Here is a 17928-nt window from a genome sequence, read left to right as displayed (position 1 = left end):
AACAGGACATCTCGATGCTCCCTGCAACCGACGTGCAGTGGAGGTCGACGTGAACACAGGTGACACGGCCTGGGTGCTGATCAGCGCGGCGCTGGTCATGCTCATGACGCCGGGCCTGGCCTTCTTCTACGGGGGCATGGTCCGTTCCAAGAGCGTCCTGAACATGCTCATGATGAGCTTCATTTCCCTGGCCGTGGTCAGCGTCCTCTGGGTGCTCTACGGCTACAGCCTGGCGTTCGGCAACGACCTCGGTGCCGGCCTGCTGGGCAACTTCGACTTCATCGGCCTGAAGGGCGTTCTCGGCACGCTGGGCGGTCCTGCCGACCACCAGTTCCCGACGATGGCGTTCGTGATGTTCCAGCTGATGTTCGCGATCATCACGCCCGCCCTGATCTCCGGTGCGGTCGCTGACCGCGCCAAGTTCTGGGGCTGGACGCTGTTCATCGCCCTCTGGGTGACGATCGTGTACTTCCCGGTCGCGCACTGGGTCTTCGCGTTCTCGAGCGCTGACGGTTCCGTCGTCGGTGGCTGGATCGCCAACAACCTCAAGGCGCTCGACTTCGCCGGTGGTACCGCGGTCCACATCAACGCCGGTGCCGCCGGTCTCGCGGTGGCGCTCGTGCTCGGCAAGCGCAAGGGCTGGCCGAAGGAGCCCATGCGGCCGCACAACCTGCCGTTCGTGCTGCTCGGTGCCGCTCTGCTGTGGTTCGGCTGGTACGGCTTCAACGCCGGTTCGGCGCTGGGTGCCAACGAGACCGCTGCCGTCGCGTTCGCCACGACGACCGTCGCCACCGCCGCCGCCGTGCTCGGCTGGCTGCTGGTCGAGCAGTTCCGCGACGGCAAGCCCACCACCCTCGGTGCCGCGTCCGGTGCGGTCGCCGGTCTGGTCGCCATCACCCCGGCCTGTGCGTTCGTCAGCCCGCTCGGTGCCATCGCGATCGGCGTGATCGCCGGTGCGCTGTGCAGCCTCGCCGTCGGCCTCAAGTTCCGCTTCGGCTACGACGACTCGCTCGACGTCGTCGGTGTCCACCTCGTCGGTGGTCTCGTCGGTACGCTGCTGATCGGCTTCTTCGGCACCACCAGCGTGAACGCGGCCGGTGCGGACGGCCTGTTCTACGGCGGCGGGTTCGGCCTGCTGGGCAAGCAGGCGATCGCGGCCGTCGCGGTGCTCGCCTTCTCGTTCGTGCTCACCTTCATCATCGCGTTCGTGGTGAACAAGACGGTCGGCTTCCGCGCTGCCGAAGAGTCCGAGGTCGGCGGCATCGACGAGGCGGAGCACGCCGAGTCGGCCTACGAGTTCGGCGCGTTCTCCAGCGCTCGCGGTGCCAACAAGGGCAGTGTGACCGCGGGTGCGACCGCGGTTCTCGAGGGGAGCAACAAGTCATGAAGCTGGTCACCGCGATCATCAAGCCGTTCACGCTCGACGACGTGAAGAGCTCCCTGGAACAGCTCGGGGTGCTGGGCATGACCGTCAGCGAGGTGCAGGGCTACGGCCGCCAGAAGGGCCACACCGAGGTCTACCGGGGCGCCGAGTACTCCGTGGACTTCGTGCCGAAGATCAAGATCGAGGTCGTCATCGACGACAACCAGGTCGACAAGGTGCTGGAAGCGGTGGTCGAGGCCGCCCGCACCGGCAAGATCGGTGACGGCAAGGTCTGGGTGACTTCGGTCGACACGGTCGTGCGTGTGCGCACGGGCGAACGTGGATCGGATGCGCTGTAAATAACTGAGGAGACGGCCCGTGGAGAACAACGAAACGGCCGTCGTCACGGCTGACGACCTGGTGCGAGCACGCGAACGGCTGCTCGCGCCAGGTCGTCGTCGCTTGGCCGCCGAACCTCTGCGCGAAGCACTCGTGGACCTGCACGAGTTCTGGTTGACCAAACACGCGGGGGGAGCGGGGATATCCGGATCGGGTGTCGCGCTCGTGGCGGTCGGCGGGCTGGGGCGGCGTGAGCTCGTGCCCTACTCCGACCTCGACCTGGTGCTGGTGCACAACGGCGTCAAGAACATCGACGAGATCGCCGAGAAGCTCTGGTACCCGCTGTGGAACTCCGGCATCGGCCTCGACCACTCGGTCCGCACGGTCGGTGAGGCTTTGAGGGTCGCCGCCGGCGACCTGCGGACCGCGTTGGGGCTGCTGGACATCCGGCACATCGCGGGCGACGCCGAGGTCGCCGCGAAGCTCGCAGAAGGTGCTCGCCAGGCGTGGCGCGGCAACGTGCGCAACCGGCTGGACGAGATCGCCGAGTCGTCGCAGAAGCGGTGGGCCCGCAGCGGCGAGATCGCGCACCGCGTCGAACCCGATCTGAAGCACGGCCGCGGCGGGTTGCGGGACATCACGATCCTGGACGCGCTGTCCATCGCGCAGGTCGTGGACCGGCCGTCGGCCGACGTGGGGGAAGCGCGCAAGCTGTTGCTGGACGTGCGCACCGAACTTCGCCGGGTGGCGCGGAAACCCCGTGACGTGCTGCGGGCACAGGACGGCGACGAGGTGGCCTCCGCGCTGGGGCTGGCGGACCGCTTCGCCTTGGCTCGTTCGCTCTCTTCCGCCGCACGCACCGTCGTCTACGCCTTCGACGTGGCCATGCGGACGGCTCGTGCCGCCGCACCGAAACGCGGTCTCGGGGCCTTCCTGCGCGGCCAGCCGCCGCGTCGGCCGTTGGACGAAGGCGTTGTGCTGCACGGGTCTGAGGTGTCTCTCGCCCGTGACGCGGTTCCCAGTCGTGATCCCGCGTTGTTGTTGCGAGTCGCGACGGCGGCGGCTCGCAGCAAGCACCCGATCGCGTCCGGTACGTTGTCGCGACTCGCGGACTCGGCGCCGGAGCTGCGCCAGCCGTGGCCGCGCGAGGCCCGCGAGGAGCTGCTCGCGTTGCTGGGCAGCGGCACCGGGCTCGTGGACGTCGTGGAAGCGTTGGACCGCACGGGTTTGTGGGGCCGGCTGTTCCCCGAGTGGGGTGCGGTGCGGGACCTGCCGCCGCGCGACGCCGCGCACATGTGGACGGTCGACCGGCACCTGGTGCAGACGGTCGCGCACGCCGCACGGCTCGCGACGACCGTGGCGCGGCCGGACCTGTTGCTGCTGGGCGCGTTGGTCCACGACATCGGCAAGGGGCGTCAGCAGGACCACTCCGAGGTGGGGGCGGCGCTCGCCACCCAGATCGGTGAGCGGATCGGGTTGTGGCCGCAGGACGTCGAGACGTTGTCGATGATGGTCCGGCACCACCTGTTGCTGCCGCACACCGCGACCCGGCGTGACGTCGAGGACGAGGCGACCGTGCACCGCGTCGCGGAGACGCTCGGTGGCGACGCGGTTCTGCTGGAGCTGCTGTACGCCTTGGCGGAGGCGGACTCCCTCGCGACCGGGCCGGGAGTCTGGACGGACTGGAAGGCCGCGCTGCTGGCCGACCTGGTCAAGCGTTGCCGCACGGCGATGGCCGGGGAGGCGTTGCCCAAACCGGAACCGCTCGACCCGGCGCACGTGGCCATGGCGGAACGTGTTGCGGCGTCGGGGAAACCGGACGTGCTGCTGGAGAAGCAGGACCACGCTGCGGTCGTGACGGTGCTCGCGCCGGACCGTCCCGGCATGCTGTCGAAGGCCGCCGGCGTGCTCGCGCTGAACTCGCTGGAGGTCCACGCGGCCACGTTGCGCTCGCACGGCGGTGCGACGGTGGACGCGTTCACGGTGTCGCCGCGGTTCGGTTCGCTGCCGGACGCGTCGCTGCTGCGCGAACAGCTGTCGAGGGCGATCGAGGGCTCACTCGTGCTGGCGGACAAGCTCGCCGCCAAGGAACGCGACTACGGCGGCCCGCCGCTCGACCCGCCGCCCGCTCGCGTGCTGTGGTTCGACGACGAGGCGACCGGCGCGGTGGTGCTCGAACTGCGTGCCGCCGACCGCATCGGACTGCTGCACCGAGTGGCCGGCGCGTTGGAGCAGTGCGGTGCCGACGTGCAGTGGGCGCGCGTCTCCACGTTGGGCGCGACGGTCGTCGACTCGTTCAGCATCGCGGGCGACGACCTCGACCGGAAGCGGATCGAACGGGCGGTGCTCGACGCGGCCAAGTAGAGGTTGAGTAGCTCTACGCACAACCACTCAGGGTGCTCACGCTCCTCCGCGCCTCCGGAACACGGCAGTCTTCGTGGTGTCCGGAAAGCGTCCTCGAGGGGTGGACCACTTTCCGGGCTTGTGGACCCGGCCGGGGCAGGCCGGTGGGGAAGCGTTGGCGGCGCCGGGGGAGGCACCGCGCAACCCACCACCGGTTGCCCCGGCCGGTTTTCTGCTGTCTTGTGGGTGTTGGCCCCGTCGTGCATTTCGTGAGAAATCGGACCAAACTGAACGAGAGGGAAGGTCAACACGTCTTCTAGGACATGACCGCCGTGTTGAACACGCAGACCACCGCCGTCCGAGTGCAGCGCCGCTCGCTCGTAGTCCTCGCCGGCATCCCCGGCGCGGGCAAGACGACGCTGCTCACCCGCCTCGACGCGGACGAGCCGGTCACCGTGCTCGACTCCGACCAGGTGCGCCTGTGGCTGGAACCGCGGCTGCGCCTGCCCTACAAGTACTGGCGCGTCCTCGTGCACCTCACACACCGCCTGCGCGTGTTCTGGGCAGCCCTGTTCGGCACGGGCCTGCTGGTCGTGCACGAGCCGTCCACCAGGCCGGGAACGCGGTTCATGCTGGTCCTGGCCGGCCTGCTGTCGGGCCGCTCACGCCACTTCCTGTGGCTCGACGCCTCCGCGGCCCAGGCCCTGGACGGCCAGATCGCCCGCCGCCGCGTGGTGAGGACTCACGCGTTCGAGCGACACGTCCGCCGCGGTTCGTCGATGCGCGCGCAGTTCGAGGCGGGCTGGGTGCCGTTCGGATTCGCCGGCGTGACGCTCCTCACCCGTGCGGGGACCTCGGGTGGTCTGCGCATCATGGTGTCGTGATCAAGGCCGTCCTCTTCGACTTCGCAGGCACCCTGTTCGGGCGTCCCACCTACCGCTGGCTCTCCCCGCAGCACCTCACCGTGCTGCGCGCGCCCGCCCAGTACGTGGCGCGGATGAACGCCGCCGAGCGCGCCGTGTGGGAGGCGCGAGACCTGACTCCGCTGGCCAACCGGTCGGCGTACTGGACCCTGTTCCGGCTGGCCGGGCTCTCGATGCCCGACGACCTGTTCCAGCGCCTGCACAACCCGGCGTTCTGGCTGCCGTACCCCGACACCGCCGCGGCGTTGGAGGTCGTGCGCCCGCTGAAGGTGGGGGTGCTGAGCAACATCTCGTGGGACATCCGGCCGGTGTTCTCGCGGGAGTCGCTGTCCGTGGACGCGTTCGCGCTGTCGTTCGAGATCGGCGTCTCGAAGCCTTCGGTGCGGGCCTTCGAGGCGGCGTGCGTGCGGCTGGACGTCGAACCGGCCGAGTGCCTGTACGTCGGCGACGACCCTGTTGCGGACGGCGCGGCGGTGGCTGCCGGGCTGCGGTTCCAGCAGATCTCGACGGCTCCGGTGGGGCGGCGTGAGCCCGTGTTGCTGGAGGCGTTGGCGCGCCACGGGATCAACTGATCCTGCGGCGGACTTCACTGATGAGTTCGCCGATTTCCATTCCTGTCGCCGCGCCGGACAGCGGATGGGTGAAGCCGTCCAGGACGTTCCACTCGCGCAAGGTGCGGTCGGTGGAGCCGGTGAACACAGTGTCGTTGCCGGCCCACACCGCTCCTGTCACCGGACCGGAATGGCCGATCAACGCAGTGCGCTGAGCACCGGTCCACGGATCCCAGACACGTGCTGTGCGGTCGTTCGACGCGGTGAGAAGGCTGCGGCCGTCCGGCGACCACTCGACGGAGTTGATCTCGTCCGAATGGCCGCTCAGCTCGCCGATCCTGGTGAGCTCACCGGTCATCCTCAGCAGCACGATCGTGCCGTCCGCACAGCCGACGGCGAGCACGTCCTGGTCCGGATGCCAGGCGGCCGAGGTGAAGCGTTTGCCCTCGCGGTAGGCGCACCGGGTGCCGTCCAACGAGTTCACGGTCACCAGGTTGTCCTCCCCCGCGACCGCGAAGATCAGTTCGCGCGGATGCCACGACACCGCACGGAGGAACCCGGAGTGCCGAGTCCACGGCGGAGTCTTGAGCAGGTGGCCCTCGCGGTCGTACACCCTGGGCATCCAGGTCCGGTCTCGTGAGGCGACGGCCAGCAACGCACCGTCCGCCGACCACTGCACGTCGTGGATGCCGTCGGTGGCTTCCCTCATCCGGGCCAGTTCCTTGCCTTCGCGGCTGCGGATGATGACCTCACCGATGGACGTCCCGACCGCGAACCGCTGCCCGTCCACCGTCCACGCGCACGAGGTGTCCGGGCCACTGCTGGTGGTCATGCGGCTGCGCACGGGGTCCCAGGTCAGTGAGGTCACCGCCGATCCCGTGGCTTCCAACTTCTCCTTCGGTTCCGAACCGACCTTCCACACCCGCTGGGTGCCGTCGTCGGCCACCGACGAGAGCCGGTCCCCGCGGTGCGACCAGGCGATGTCGCAGACGCCCTGCTGGTGTCCTCGCAGGCACATGACCTCCGCGCCGCCCACCGCGTCCCAGATCCGCACGGTCCCGTCCGCGGAAGCGGTCGCGAACCGCTGACCGCTCGGAGACCACGCCACCCTCCTGACCTGGTCGGTGTGCCCGGTGAGCACCGTCTGCGCGTGTCTGTGTTGGAGCACCACCGCGTTGTCCTGGCCGCCGCTCGCGAACACGTCCGGCAAGTGAGGGTGGAAGCGAACCGATCGGATCGGCGGCTTCGCCGGCAGCAGACTGAGGTCGGGTGGTCGTCCGCCAGGAGGGGCGACGCCCACCTTCCCGTCGTCCCTCGCCACGGCGATCCGCGTGCCGGAGACGTTGATGTCCGCGTCCCACAGCCGGACGGGGTTTCCCTGCTCGTCCTCGCCTCTCGCCGCCGTGACCAGGTTCCTGCCGAGGCCGTCGACGTTCCACAGGTACGCCCAGCCGTCCGCACAGGCAACGAGCACCTGTTCCCCCGTGCGGTCGAACCGGACGGACCACGGGCGGTCCGGCAGCGGGATCACCTGGACCTCCTGCCGCCTGCCCGCATCCCACAGTCGCAACGTCTCGTCGGTCGCGACGGATGCGATCAGGTCGCTGTCCGGTGACCACGCGACCGAACGCACCCAACCAGGATCGTCGCCGCGGTATTCCTTGCCGTGGGAGAAGACGTGCAGGCACTCGGTGGTCTCGGTGTCCCACAGGCGCACCGTGCCGTCCTTCGACCCGGTCGCGAGCATCGTGTCGTCCGGTGACCAGGCGACGCCCCAGACACCTGCCGTGTGGCCCTCGAACGACCGCAGCCGATGCGTGGAAGCCATGGCAGACAACAAGCTCCGGCTCCAGCCGGACCGGTCTGGTGCGTGCAGCAACAACCGGACTGCGAGGTCATCTCCGGCCAGTGTTCGCAACGTGTCTTCCGGGTCCAGCAGGTTCGCCCGGCGCACCTCGTCGTCCGCGCGTTGCTGCAAGGACAACCGGAACAGCTCGACGGCGTCGGCGGAGAAGTGCAGGCCGGTGAGGGCTTCTTCGAGTTGCGGCCAGCTCGTCTCGTCGTTCGGTGACAACACGGTCAGCAGTGAGGCGAGGCGTGAGGGCGCAATCAGCTGGTCGGGGTGCTTCAACCATTCCTTCGCGATGTCCTCGACCTCACGCCGCGCCCGCAACGCCGCGTGGTCGCGTTCCAGTCCTTCCCTGAGCCGAGGCCAGTGCAGGAACAGGCTCTCGTGCGCCACCTCGACCGTCTGCTGTGTCGCGGTCAGCACACGATTGGTGATGAACGGGTCGAGCAGTTTCCGTTCGTCCGCGGACAGCTCGTCGACCGCCACCGCGCGCTTGGTGAACTTGCCGCTCTCGTCGACCGCCACCAGTCGCCGCAACGTCCGCAGCACGCGCCGCTCGGCTTCTCTGACCGTTGGCCACTGGCCGTCGTCGTCACGCACCAGGTCACGTGCCATGGCGAACGCCTCGTCGGCCTGCCTACGCAGCACATCCATCACACGGCCAGAGGCGATGTACTCAGCCCGTGTGATCGGCCGCGGTGCGCGCAACCCGTCGGGGTTCACGTGACGCCACAGGTTCTCCAGCGCGAACGCAAGCAACGGCAACGACTCGCGGCTCGCGTCCTCCTGGATCAACCCCAACGCGGCGTCGTCCACGCTCCAGCCGAGGGAGCGCAACGGGCCGTTCACGACCACCGGAAGCTCGGCCTTGGTGAGTGGCGTGACCAGGAAGTTGTCGCGGAAGAGCGGCTCGAAGTCCTCGCGTTGCATGAGTTCGTCGAGGAAGTCGGCGCGGACCGTGTAGACGACCCACGCCTCGCCTCGGCTGGCGGCGACCAGGCGTTGCACCAGCTCGGCGGACTCGGTGGCGAGCAGCTCCTCTGCCTGGTCGAGCACCACGAGCCGACGGCCGGGGCCTTCGACGGTGGGCAGAACGCCCTGGGAAGGCGTGATCGGGCCGATGATCGTCCAGCCCTCGCGTCGCAGCAGGGGGATCAGACCGGCGCGGACCAGCGACGACTTGCCCGCGCCGGACGGTCCGATCACGGCGAGGGCGCCGAACTCCCGGCGGCCCAGCAGCGGTTCTGCCAGCCGCTGGATGTCGTCCCCGCGGCCGAAGAAGAGCGATGCCTGGTGCTCGTCGAACGCCTTCAGGCCGGGGAACGGTGACACCAGCCGTCGGCCCTTGGTGACGTCAGCGCGTTCGAGGGTGAGCAACGCCGTACGACGTGCTTCTGCCAGAGAGTCTGCATCGGTGTGGTCGACGCGTTGGGCTTGCAGGTCGTTGAGGATCGCACGGTTCGTGGAGCGTGCACTGAAGAACTCCATGCACGGCGCGTGCGGTTTGCTCTCGCGGAAGACCGACGATTCCCAGGTGCACCACTCGGAGAAGGAACCGGGCGACGTCACGACGATCAGGGCGTCGGCGCCGAGGAGTTCGCGGCGCAGGCTGTCCCTCCACGGCAGTGAGACGTCAGGGCCGGCGCCGGGTGCGGTGTAGGCGTGCACGTCCTCGTAGCCGGAGGCGATCAGCGCGTCGCGCAGGTACAGCGCGATGTCGTTGCCCTCGTCGTGGCCGTGGTAGCTGAGGAAGATCCGTCCCACGGGGAGCATCCTGCATCATTTGGACATGAAGAAGGACTACTTCCGCGACCCCGACGCGCCGCGTGCCAACCGGTTGTGGCCGGTGGTCCAGGTCGCGACGCAGACGGACGAGGGTCTCCTGCTGATCGAACGCGCTGATGACGGCTATTGGGCGTTGCCCGGCGGTTTGGTCGACGTGGGGGAGACGTTCGTCCAGGCGGCCGTGCGGGAGGCCAAAGAAGAGACCGGGTACGACGTGGAGATCACCGGGCTCGTCGGGCTCTACTCGGACCCACAACACGTCACCTCCTACGACGACGGCACGGTCAGTCAGGAGTGCTCGATGGTGTTCCGTGCGCGCGTCACGGGCGGTGCGGCGGCGGCCAGTGACGAGACGACACGGGTGCGGTTCGTGAAGGCTGGAGACATCGAGAACCTCCGGATGCACCCCTCGATGCGGCTGCGGGTGGAGCACGCGCTGACGCTCGTTGGGGAGCCGCACCTCGGGTGAAGGCGCGGTTAGCTAGTCTGGACGGCGTGTTCTCCACGCTTTCCGACCGGCTGACCACGGTTCTCCAGGGCCTTCGCGGCAAGGGCAGGCTCAGCGACGCCGACATCGACGCGACCGCGCGCGAGATCAGGGTCGCCCTGCTCGAGGCAGACGTCGCGCTGCCCGTCGTGCGCGGCTTCATCGCCAAGGTGAAGGAGCGCGCCAAGGGCTCCGAGGTGCACCAGGCGCTGAACCCGGCGCAGCAGGTCGTGAAGATCGTCAACGAGGAACTGGTCAACGTCCTCGGCGGCGAGACCCGCAGGCTGAACCTCGCGAAGAACCCGCCGTCGGTGATCATGCTGGCGGGTCTGCAGGGTGCCGGCAAGACGACGCTCGCGGGCAAGCTGGCCAAGTGGCTGAAGGGCCAGGGCCACACGCCGCTGCTCGTCGCGGCCGACCTGCAGCGCCCGAACGCGGTGACGCAGCTCCAGGTGGTCGGTGAGCGCGCGGGCGTGCCCGTCTTCGCTCCCGAGCCGGGCAACGGCGTCGGCGACCCGGTCTCGGTGTCGCGCCGCGGCATCGAGGAAGCCAAGGCGAAGCAGCACGACATCGTCCTCGTCGACACGGCCGGCCGGCTGGGTGTCGACGAGGAGATGATGAAGCAGGCCATCGACATCCGGGCCGCGGTCAACCCGGACGAGGTCCTGTTCGTGGTCGACGCCATGGTCGGTCAGGACGCGGTCAACACGGCCACGGCGTTCCGCGACGGCGTCGGGTTCACCGGTGTCGTGCTGACGAAGCTCGACGGCGACGCGCGCGGTGGTGCCGCGCTGTCGGTCCGCGAGGTCACCGGCCAGCCGATCCTCTTCGCGTCCAACGGCGAGAAGCTCGAGGACTTCGACGTCTTCCACCCCGACCGGATGGCCTCGCGCATCCTCGGCATGGGTGACGTCCTCACGCTGATCGAGCAGGCCGAGCAGCACTTCGACCAGCAGCAGGCCGAGAAGGCCGCGCAGAAGCTGCACTCCGGCCAGTTGACGCTCGAGGACTTCCTGGAGCAGATGCTCGCCATCCGCAAGATGGGTCCGATCGCGAACCTGCTCGGCATGCTCCCCGGTGCCGGTCAGATGAAGGACCAGCTGGCGATGCTGGACGAGAAGCACCTCGACCGCATCCAGGCGATCATCCGCGGCATGACCCCGGCGGAGCGCGACGACCCCAAGATCATCAACGCCTCTCGCCGGCTGCGCATCGCGAACGGTTCCGGCGTCAAGGTCAGCGACGTCAACGACCTGGTCAACCGCTTCTTCGAGGCCCGCAAGATGATGTCGGCGATGGCCGGCCGGATGGGCTTCGGCGGCGGTGGCGGCAAGGGGAAGAAGGGCAAGAAGGGGAAGAAGGGCAAGGGCGGACGCGGCCCGACGCCTCCGAAGATCAAGGGCGGCTTCCCCGGGATGCTCCCCGGCGGCATGCCCGGTGGCTTCCCCGGCATGCCTTCCGGCGGCGGGATGCCCGACCTGTCGAAGCTCGGCGGCAGCATGAACGAGCTCCCGCCCGGCTTCGACCCGTCGAAGTTCAAGTTCGACGGCGACGACAAGAAGAAGTGACCATGCACCTGCGCGGCGTCGTCCTCCCGGACGGCGAGCCGCGAGACCTGTGGATCGTCAACGGTCGTGTGCGCACCCGGCCGGTGCCGGGTGCGCAGACCGTGGTCGACGGCGGGTTCCTGGTTCCCGGCCTGGTCGACGCGCACTGCCACGTCGGTCTGGGCCCGCAGGGCGGCGTCGAGCTGTCCGAGGCCGTCGAGCAGGCGCTGACCGACCGCGACACGGGCACGTTGCTGATCCGCGACTGCGGTTCGCCGATCGACACCACGCCGTTGCAGGAGCGCCTGGACCTGCCGCGGATCATCCGCGCCGGCCGCCACGTCGCCCGTCCGAAGCGCTACCTCAGGCACATCGGCGTGGAGGTCGAGTCGGACCTGCCGTCCGCCGTGGCCGAGCAGGCCGCGCACGGCGACGGCTGGGTGAAGCTCGTCGGCGACTGGATCGACCGCGGCGTGGGCGACCTGGCTCCACTGTGGACGGACGAGGAGCTGGCCGCCGCCATCAAGGTGGCGCACGACGCCGGCGCCAAGGTCACGGCGCACGTCTTCGGTGAGGACGCGCTGCCGGGCCTGATCAACGCGGGCATCGACTGCATCGAGCACGGCACCGGCCTGACCGACGACACGATCTCGCTGATGGCCGAACGGGGCACCGCCCTCGTGCCCACGCTGATCAACATCGAGACCTTCCCCGGCATCGCGGACAGGGCCGACAAGTTCCCCGCGTACGCGAACCACATGCGCGACCTGCACGCCCGTGTCTCGACGACGGTGGCCTCCGCGATCGAGGCCGGTGTGCCGGTCTACGCGGGCACCGACGCGGGCGGTGGCATCCAGCACGGCCGCATCGTCGACGAGATCATCGCGCTGCACGGCGTGGGCATGAGCCCGCTGGACGCCATCGGTGCCGCGTCGTGGAACGCCCGCGAGTGGCTCGGCTTCCCGTCGCTGACCGAGGGCGCGGCCGCGGACGTCGTGGTCTACGACGAGGATCCTCGCGAGAACCTCGAAGCCCTGCGGACGCCGCGCATGATCATGCTCAGGGGCCGGATCCTCTAGCCGTTGAACTTCGCCATCGCGCCGGTCTCGTACGAACCGCCCTTCTGGTGGGTGATCACGGCCATCCGGTTGGCGGCGTTGATCATCCCGACCAGGCACACGAGCGCGGCGACCTGCTCGTCGTCGTAGTGCTTGCGCACGCTCGCCCAGGTCTCGTCGGTCACGCCCTCGTGCGTGAGCCGCGTGCCCTCCTCGGCGAACGCGAGCGCGGCCTGCTCGGCCTCGGTGAACACGGTGGTCTCGCGCCACCCGGCCACCAGGTGCAGCCGCATCGGGTCCTCTCCGGCCGCCACGGCTTCCTTGACGTGCATGTCGATGCAGAAGCCGCAGCCGTTCATCTGGCTCGCCCGCAGGTTGACCAGCTCGGCCGTGGCGGCGGGCAGCGGCGACTGGTGCAGCGCCATGCCGAGCCCGGCGAACCGCTTCGCGAGCTTGGCGCCGGTCTCGGTGGCGAAGAGGTCGAAGCGCGATTCCATGATTTTTCCTCCCTCGTGGGCCTTGCTTGACGACCACGAGATGCCGGTCGCGCTGCGGTTGTGACAGCTCCTTCTTGTGACCCATGCCACTGTCACAAACCCCGGTCGGCCGGTGTCTCGTGGAGAGACTCGTTTCATGAGGGGGACCAATGCCTGACGTCGCGACCGACACGTTCGTGAGCCACCGCAACCTGCTCTTCACGATCGCCTACGAGATGCTCGGCTCCGCCGCCGACGCCGAGGACGTGCTGCAGGAGACGTGGCTCAAGTGGGCAGGCGTGGAGCACGACATCGTCGAGAACCACCGCGCCTACCTGGTCCGCATCGTCACCCGCCAGTCCCTGGGCCGCCTGCGCACCCTGGGCCGCCGCAAGGAGTCCTACGTGGGCTCCTGGCTCCCCGAACCGCTGCTCACGGCCCCCGACGTCGCCGAGGACGTGGAACTGGCCGACAGCGTCTCCATGGCGATGATGCTGGTCCTGGAAACCCTCACCCCGACCGAACGAGCCGTCTTCGTGCTCCGCGAAGTCTTCGACCTGGACTACGACGAAATCGCCGCCGCCGTCGGCAAGACCCCGGCCGCAGTCCGCCAGATCGCCCACCGAGCCCGCTCCCACGTGGCCGCCCGCCGCCCACGAGGAGTCGTCTCCCAGGACGAGACCCGCGACGCCCTGGCAGCGTTCCAACGCGCCACCGAAACCGGCGACCTCCAGGGCCTGCTGGACCTCCTGGCCCCGGACGTCGTGTTCCTCGGCGACGGCGGCGGCGTGAAGCAGGCAGTGCCACGTCCGGTCGTGGGCGCCTCGAAGGTGGCCCGCATGCTGCTCGGCGGCCTCGCCAAGACGACCGGCTGGACGATGGAACCGGGCCACGCCAACGGATACCCGGCGCTGATCGTGAAGTTCGACGGCGAGCTGGACACGGTGATCGCCCTGCGGATGGACGAGGGGCGGATCAGCGGGCTGTACGCGGTGCGCAACCCGGCGAAGCTCTCGCACATGGAACAGGAGACGGCGCTGCGCCGCTGATTGATCGGCGATCAGGGATCAGGCGACTCGAACCCCGTGCTCCGGCCGACTGGCTGCGGCACGGGGTTCGTCCGCGTAGTGCTCAACGCTCGTTGCCACCCACTCGTCCGCCCACCACACCCGGCCCGACTCGCACCCCAGCCCGACTCGCGTGCAGTCCGGCCCCCCACGCTCAGCCTCGCCAACACCCCACCCAGCTCGCACCCGGCCCGGCCAGCCCACACAACCCAGCCCCACAGGGGTTTAGCCGAAGCCCGCGCACGCCGATCCGTTGACCAGGAGAAGGACATCCGGCGGGGACCCGATCTGACCATCTTTTGGCCAGATGCTTGGCCCGGTTCCGTCAGTGCCGCACAGTAACCTCGGATTCGGGGGCGGCAGCGTCCCCCAAGGGGGATCGCGGTCCCCACTCCAAGCGTATCGCGAGGCACCGACAGTGCATCGGTGCTTCAGAAGCCGTCGATCGCGAGGTGAACCGATCTTGAGAGCGCCACAGATCACGTCACAGCCCGCTGCTGGTCCGCTGGTAGCCGCGGCGTGACTAGATTGCAGAGCGTGAGTGAGCCGGAGTCCCTGAAGCCGAAGCGCGGCTTCATCGAGAGCGTGCGGGACATCAGCCGCAACCCGGAGCCCGAGCGGGTCGGCCAGCGCTGGGGATTCGGCGCGTTCCTGCTGGTGGAAGCCGTCTTCATCCTGAGCGCCGTCTTCATCACGGCGGTGGGGAACAGCTTCGGCGCGACGCTGGAGAGTTCGACCTCGCTCGTGCTGATCGGGTCGCTGGTGCCGATCATGCTCGCGGCCGCGGTCGCCGTCGTGATCACCTACGTGCGCGGCAACGGGCCCGTCGTCGACCTCCGGCTCAGCATGACCAAGGCGGACGTCGTCATCGGTCTCAAGATCGGTGTCGTCGGCCTCGTCTTCACCTACGCCGCCGCGACCGTGTGGGCGAAGATCGTCGGCAAGGAGAACGCCACGAGCGCCGTCGGCGAGCTCTTCAGCCAGGCGAACCTCCCGCTCGCCGCCGCCATCACGATGTTCGTCTACATGAGCTTCATCGGGCCGATCTGCGAGGAGATCATCTTCCGCGGGCTGCTCTGGGGCGCCGTCGAACGTCAGGGCTGGAGCCGGTGGGCCGCCTTCGTGCTCACCACGGTGATCTTCGCGGTCAGCCACCTCGAACCGCAGCGCACCTGGTTGCTCCTCGTGATCGCCATTCCCATCGGCGTCGCCCGCCTGATCACCCGCAGCCTCGGTGCGAGCATGGTGGCGCACGTGATGAACAACTTCCTTCCCGGACTGTCTCTCCTCCTCCTGTCGGCCGGTGTCATCTGATGGACCTCAACAGCGACCTCGGCGAGGGCTTCGGCATCTGGAAGCTCGGCGACGACACCGCGCTCCTGAGCATCATCACCAGCGCGAACGTCGCGTGCGGCTTCCACGCCGGTGATCCGTCCACGATGCGCAGGGTGTGCGAGGAGGCCGCGAAGAACGGTGTCCGGATCGGCGCGCAGGTCTCGTACCGCGACCTCGCCGGGTTCGGACGGCGGTTCATCGACGCCGACCCCGTGGAACTGGCCGACGAGGTGCTCTACCAGATCGGTGCGCTGGACGCGTGCGCACGAGCAGCAGGCACCGAGGTCGTGTACGTGAAGCCGCACGGCGCTCTCTACAACGCCACCGTGCACCACGAGAAGCAGGCGGAAGCCGTGGTCAACGGCGCCAAGGCGTTCAAGGACCTGCCCATCCTCGGCCTCCCCGGCTCCGAACTGCTCAAGAAGGCCGAACGGGCGGGGTTGCGGGGAGTCCAGGAGGCCTTCGCCGACCGCGGGTACACGCCGGAGGGCACGCTCGTCCCGCGCGGTCAGCCCAACGCCCTGCTCACCGACACCGCGCAGATCATCGAACGGGCGACAAGGCTCCAGGACGGCGAGATCGTCGCGGTCGACGGCAGCGTCATCAAGACCCGTGCGGAGTCGTTGTGCGTGCACGGCGACACGCCTGGAGCGGCCGAACACGCGCGAGCCGTGCGGGAAGCGCTCGGCACCGTGACGTCGTTCGCCTAGGCCCGATTCGGATCCAGCGGTCCCCATCTGGCACAATTGCCCGCTGTCCGTCGCGGTCGGCCCCTCTGCCCGGGCCGCGGCTGTGCGAACCATCAACACAGAGCTCTAGGAGTACCAGGCCAATGGCCGTCAAGATCAAGCTTCAGCGTCTCGGCAAGATCCGCCAGCCGTACTACCGCATCGTGGTCGCCGACGCGCGCACCCGTCGCGACGGCAAGGCCATCGAGACGATCGGCAAGTACCACCCGAAGGAAGAGCCGTCGTTCATCGCGGTCGACTCCGAGCGCGCGCAGTACTGGCTGGGTGTCGGCGCGCAGCCGACCGAGTCGGTCCAGCGTCTCCTCGAGATCACCGGTGACTGGCAGAAGTTCAAGGGCCTGCCGGGCGCCGAGGGCACCCTGAAGGTCAAGGAGCCGAAGGCGTCGAAGGCCGACCTGTTCGCCGCCGCTCTGGCCGCCGCGAACGAGGAGCCGATGACCGAGGCCACCACGCCGAAGAAGAAGGCCCCGAAGAAAGACGACGCCGCGAAGGCCGACGCCCCCAAGGCTTCTGCCGAGGCGACCAAGGACGAGGCGTGAGTTTGTTGGCTGACGCCCTCGAACACCTCGTTCGCGGCATCGTCGACCACCCGGACGACGTCCGGGTGAACCTCGTCACGACCCGCCGCGGCCGCACCCTCGAGGTCCACGTCCACCCGGACGACCTCGGCAAGGTGATCGGCCGTGGTGGTCGCACCGCGACGGCTCTGCGCACCGTGATGGCCGGCATCGGCGGTCGTGGTGTGCGGGTCGACGTCGTCGACACCGACCGCTGAACGAACTTCAAGGGCAAATGGACGTCGTTGTCGGCCGTGTGGCCAAGGCGCACGGGATCACCGGCGAACTCGCCGTTGACGTGCGCACTGATTCACCCGAACTGCGGTTCAAGCTCGGAGCCACGCTCCGGGCGAAGCTGCGTGACGGCACGTCCCGAAGCCTCACCGTGTCAGCCGCCCGGCCTCATGCCGGGCGGCTGCTCGTGCGTTTCGAGGAAGTCCTCACGCGCGACGTCGCCGAAGCCCTGCGCGGCACGTTGTTGCTGGGCAGCACCGACGACCTGCCGCCGACCGACGACCCCGACGAGTTCTACGACCACGAGCTCGAAGGGCTCGCGGCGGAGCTCGTCGACGGCACGAAGATCGGCACGGTCAAGGAGATCGTCCACGGACCCGGTGGCGAGCTGCTCGTGATCATCCGTGATCGCGGCGAGGCGCTCGTGCCGTTCGTGCGCGAGATCGTGCCGACCGTGGACGTTCGCGGCGGCCGCGTCGTGATCGACCCGCCAGAGGGCCTGCTCGATGCAGATTGACGTCGTCACGATCTTTCCGGAGTACCTGGCGCCGTTGCGCGCCGCGTTGCTCGGGAAGGCGATCGACAAGGGTCTGATGAGCGTCGGCGTCCACGACCTGCGCGACTGGACCCAGGACGTGCACAAGGCCGTCGACGACAGCCCGTACGGCGGTGGGCCCGGAATGGTCATGAAGGCCGACATCTGGGGTCCAGCGCTCGATGACGTGTGCACGGACGAGACGCGTCTCATCGTGCCGACGCCTGCTGGACGGCCGTTCACGCAGGCAGTCGCGCACGAGTACGCGAACGAGTCGCACCTCGTCTTCGCGTGCGGTCGCTACGAGGGCATCGACCAGCGTGTTGTTGATGACGCCGCACGGCGCGTGCGCGTTGATGAGGTGTCCATCGGCGACTACGTGCTCGTCGGCGGTGAGGTGGCCGTGCTCGTGATCGTGGAAGCGGTCGCACGGCTGCTGCCCGGCGTGCTCGGCAACCCGAAGTCGCATGCGGAGGACTCGTTCCAGGACGGGCTCCTCGAAGGCCCGAGCTACACGCGGCCGGAGGTGTGGCGCGAGCTCGCCGTCCCGGACGTGCTCCGCTCGGGCAACCACAAGCTGATCAACCGCTGGCGACGTGACCAATCGCTCGTGAGGACCTTCCAAAGGCGTCCTGACCTGCTGGAAGCGTTGCCGGAGGATGCGTTCGACAAGCACGACCGCGCCCTGCTCGCGCGCCTGCGCGAGGGCGGGGAGTAGCCCGATTTCATT

General features: G+C 68.9%; 17 protein-coding genes. 15 read left to right on the top strand and 2 right to left on the bottom strand.

Features of this window, described 5'->3' with window-relative positions; translation table 11 throughout:
* The first annotated feature begins 97 nt into the window (after positions 1-97).
* The 5 genes from ACFOWZ_RS19205 to ACFOWZ_RS19185 all read left to right on the top strand — a co-directional run bounded on the left by ACFOWZ_RS19205 (position 98) and on the right by ACFOWZ_RS19185 (position 5540).
* Positions 98-1387: an ammonium transporter gene (locus tag ACFOWZ_RS19205; protein WP_382375091.1), complete on the top strand. Its 1290-nt coding sequence runs from the start codon at positions 98-100 to the stop codon at positions 1385-1387.
* Entirely contained in the window at positions 1384-1722 is a 339-nt protein-coding gene (locus ACFOWZ_RS19200; protein ID WP_030468004.1) for a P-II family nitrogen regulator, read from the top strand. The genes ACFOWZ_RS19205 and ACFOWZ_RS19200 overlap by 4 nt, the downstream gene beginning before the upstream one ends.
* A gap of 19 nt (positions 1723-1741) precedes the next feature.
* The gene (locus tag ACFOWZ_RS19195) at positions 1742-4066 is read left to right on the top strand and encodes a [protein-PII] uridylyltransferase (protein WP_382374282.1); all 2325 of its coding nucleotides are present in this window, start codon (positions 1742-1744) and stop codon (positions 4064-4066) included.
* A 302-nt stretch (positions 4067-4368) separates the two neighbouring features.
* Entirely contained in the window at positions 4369-4929 is a 561-nt protein-coding gene (locus ACFOWZ_RS19190) for an AAA family ATPase (RefSeq protein ID WP_382374280.1), read from the top strand.
* A complete protein-coding gene (locus tag ACFOWZ_RS19185) occupies positions 4926-5540 on the top strand; it encodes an HAD family hydrolase (RefSeq protein ID WP_382374278.1) in 615 nt (204 codons plus the stop codon). The genes ACFOWZ_RS19190 and ACFOWZ_RS19185 overlap by 4 nt, the downstream gene beginning before the upstream one ends.
* Here ACFOWZ_RS19185 and ACFOWZ_RS19180 read toward each other — a convergent pair.
* Positions 5533-9132 carry an nSTAND1 domain-containing NTPase gene (locus tag ACFOWZ_RS19180; protein WP_382374276.1) on the bottom strand — a complete coding sequence of 1200 codons (3600 nt, stop codon included), beginning with the start codon at positions 9130-9132 and terminating at the stop codon, positions 5533-5535. The two genes, ACFOWZ_RS19185 and ACFOWZ_RS19180, sit on opposite strands and share 8 nt — an antisense overlap.
* Positions 9133-9157: 25 nt before the next feature.
* On the opposite strand from ACFOWZ_RS19180, the gene ACFOWZ_RS19175 reads away from it, so the two are divergent.
* From ACFOWZ_RS19175 to ACFOWZ_RS19165, 3 genes are read left to right on the top strand one after another with little or no spacing between them, the layout of a single operon-like run.
* On the top strand, positions 9158-9622 hold the full coding sequence (locus ACFOWZ_RS19175; protein WP_382374274.1) for an NUDIX hydrolase: 465 nt from the start codon (positions 9158-9160) through the stop codon (positions 9620-9622).
* A gap of 26 nt (positions 9623-9648) precedes the next feature.
* Complete coding sequence (gene ffh / locus ACFOWZ_RS19170) at positions 9649-11208, top strand: signal recognition particle protein (protein ID WP_382374272.1); 1560 nt, start codon at positions 9649-9651, stop codon at positions 11206-11208.
* Positions 11209-11210: 2 nt separating this feature from the next.
* The gene (locus tag ACFOWZ_RS19165) at positions 11211-12266 is read left to right on the top strand and encodes an amidohydrolase family protein (RefSeq protein ID WP_382374270.1); all 1056 of its coding nucleotides are present in this window, start codon (positions 11211-11213) and stop codon (positions 12264-12266) included.
* Here the strand turns inward: ACFOWZ_RS19165 and ACFOWZ_RS19160 are convergent.
* A complete protein-coding gene (locus tag ACFOWZ_RS19160) occupies positions 12263-12742 on the bottom strand; it encodes a carboxymuconolactone decarboxylase family protein (RefSeq protein WP_382374268.1) in 480 nt (159 codons plus the stop codon). The two genes, ACFOWZ_RS19165 and ACFOWZ_RS19160, sit on opposite strands and share 4 nt — an antisense overlap.
* 149 nt (positions 12743-12891) lie before the next feature.
* Here ACFOWZ_RS19160 and ACFOWZ_RS19155 point away from each other — a divergent pair, with 149 nt between their 5' ends.
* From ACFOWZ_RS19155 to trmD, 7 genes are all read left to right on the top strand, one after another.
* Complete coding sequence (locus ACFOWZ_RS19155; RefSeq protein WP_382374266.1) at positions 12892-13770, top strand: RNA polymerase sigma-70 factor; 879 nt, start codon at positions 12892-12894, stop codon at positions 13768-13770.
* Positions 13771-14325: 555 nt separating this feature from the next.
* Positions 14326-15102, top strand: a complete 777-nt coding sequence (locus ACFOWZ_RS19150) for a CPBP family intramembrane glutamic endopeptidase (RefSeq protein WP_382374264.1) — start codon at positions 14326-14328, stop codon at positions 15100-15102.
* On the top strand, positions 15102-15833 hold the full coding sequence (locus ACFOWZ_RS19145) for a LamB/YcsF family protein (RefSeq protein ID WP_382374262.1): 732 nt from the start codon (positions 15102-15104) through the stop codon (positions 15831-15833). The genes ACFOWZ_RS19150 and ACFOWZ_RS19145 overlap by 1 nt, the downstream gene beginning before the upstream one ends.
* Positions 15834-15955: 122 nt before the next feature.
* Positions 15956-16411, top strand: a complete 456-nt coding sequence (gene rpsP / locus ACFOWZ_RS19140; protein WP_030468016.1) for a 30S ribosomal protein S16 — start codon at positions 15956-15958, stop codon at positions 16409-16411.
* Positions 16408-16647, top strand: coding sequence for an RNA-binding protein (locus tag ACFOWZ_RS19135; RefSeq protein ID WP_030468017.1), 240 nt, complete (start codon positions 16408-16410; stop codon positions 16645-16647). The genes rpsP and ACFOWZ_RS19135 overlap by 4 nt, the downstream gene beginning before the upstream one ends.
* 17 nt (positions 16648-16664) lie before the next feature.
* Positions 16665-17180, top strand: a complete 516-nt coding sequence (gene rimM / locus ACFOWZ_RS19130; RefSeq protein ID WP_382374259.1) for a ribosome maturation factor RimM — start codon at positions 16665-16667, stop codon at positions 17178-17180.
* Positions 17170-17916: a tRNA (guanosine(37)-N1)-methyltransferase TrmD gene (gene trmD, locus ACFOWZ_RS19125; RefSeq protein ID WP_382374257.1), complete on the top strand. Its 747-nt coding sequence runs from the start codon at positions 17170-17172 to the stop codon at positions 17914-17916. Before rimM ends, trmD begins: the two co-directional genes overlap by 11 nt.
* Positions 17917-17928 lie beyond the last annotated feature (12 nt).

Origin of the sequence: Lentzea rhizosphaerae (assembly GCF_042649515.1) — a bacterium.
Classification (GTDB): domain Bacteria; phylum Actinomycetota; class Actinomycetes; order Mycobacteriales; family Pseudonocardiaceae; genus Lentzea; species Lentzea aerocolonigenes.
The sequence above is the reverse complement of the archived record's forward strand: the minus strand, read 5'-3'. Positions and strand labels throughout refer to the sequence as shown.

Excerpts from the sequence above, each read along its gene's own strand:
- ACFOWZ_RS19205 (WP_382375091.1), top strand. The coding sequence starts at position 98 with ATGCTCATGACGCCGGGCCTGGCCTTCTTCTACGGGGGCATGGTCCGT.
- ACFOWZ_RS19200 (WP_030468004.1), top strand. The coding sequence starts at position 1,384 with ATGAAGCTGGTCACCGCGATCATCAAGCCGTTCACGCTCGACGACGTG.
- ACFOWZ_RS19190 (WP_382374280.1), top strand. The coding sequence starts at position 4,369 with ATGACCGCCGTGTTGAACACGCAGACCACCGCCGTCCGAGTGCAGCGC.
- ACFOWZ_RS19175 (WP_382374274.1), top strand. The coding sequence starts at position 9,158 with ATGAAGAAGGACTACTTCCGCGACCCCGACGCGCCGCGTGCCAACCGG.
- ACFOWZ_RS19165 (WP_382374270.1), top strand. The coding sequence starts at position 11,211 with ATGCACCTGCGCGGCGTCGTCCTCCCGGACGGCGAGCCGCGAGACCTG.
- ACFOWZ_RS19160 (WP_382374268.1), bottom strand. The coding sequence starts at position 12,742 with ATGGAATCGCGCTTCGACCTCTTCGCCACCGAGACCGGCGCCAAGCTC.
- ACFOWZ_RS19155 (WP_382374266.1), top strand. The coding sequence starts at position 12,892 with ATGCCTGACGTCGCGACCGACACGTTCGTGAGCCACCGCAACCTGCTC.
- ACFOWZ_RS19145 (WP_382374262.1), top strand. The coding sequence starts at position 15,102 with ATGGACCTCAACAGCGACCTCGGCGAGGGCTTCGGCATCTGGAAGCTC.
- rpsP (WP_030468016.1), top strand. The coding sequence starts at position 15,956 with ATGGCCGTCAAGATCAAGCTTCAGCGTCTCGGCAAGATCCGCCAGCCG.
- rimM (WP_382374259.1), top strand. The coding sequence starts at position 16,665 with ATGGACGTCGTTGTCGGCCGTGTGGCCAAGGCGCACGGGATCACCGGC.
- trmD (WP_382374257.1), top strand. The coding sequence starts at position 17,170 with ATGCAGATTGACGTCGTCACGATCTTTCCGGAGTACCTGGCGCCGTTG.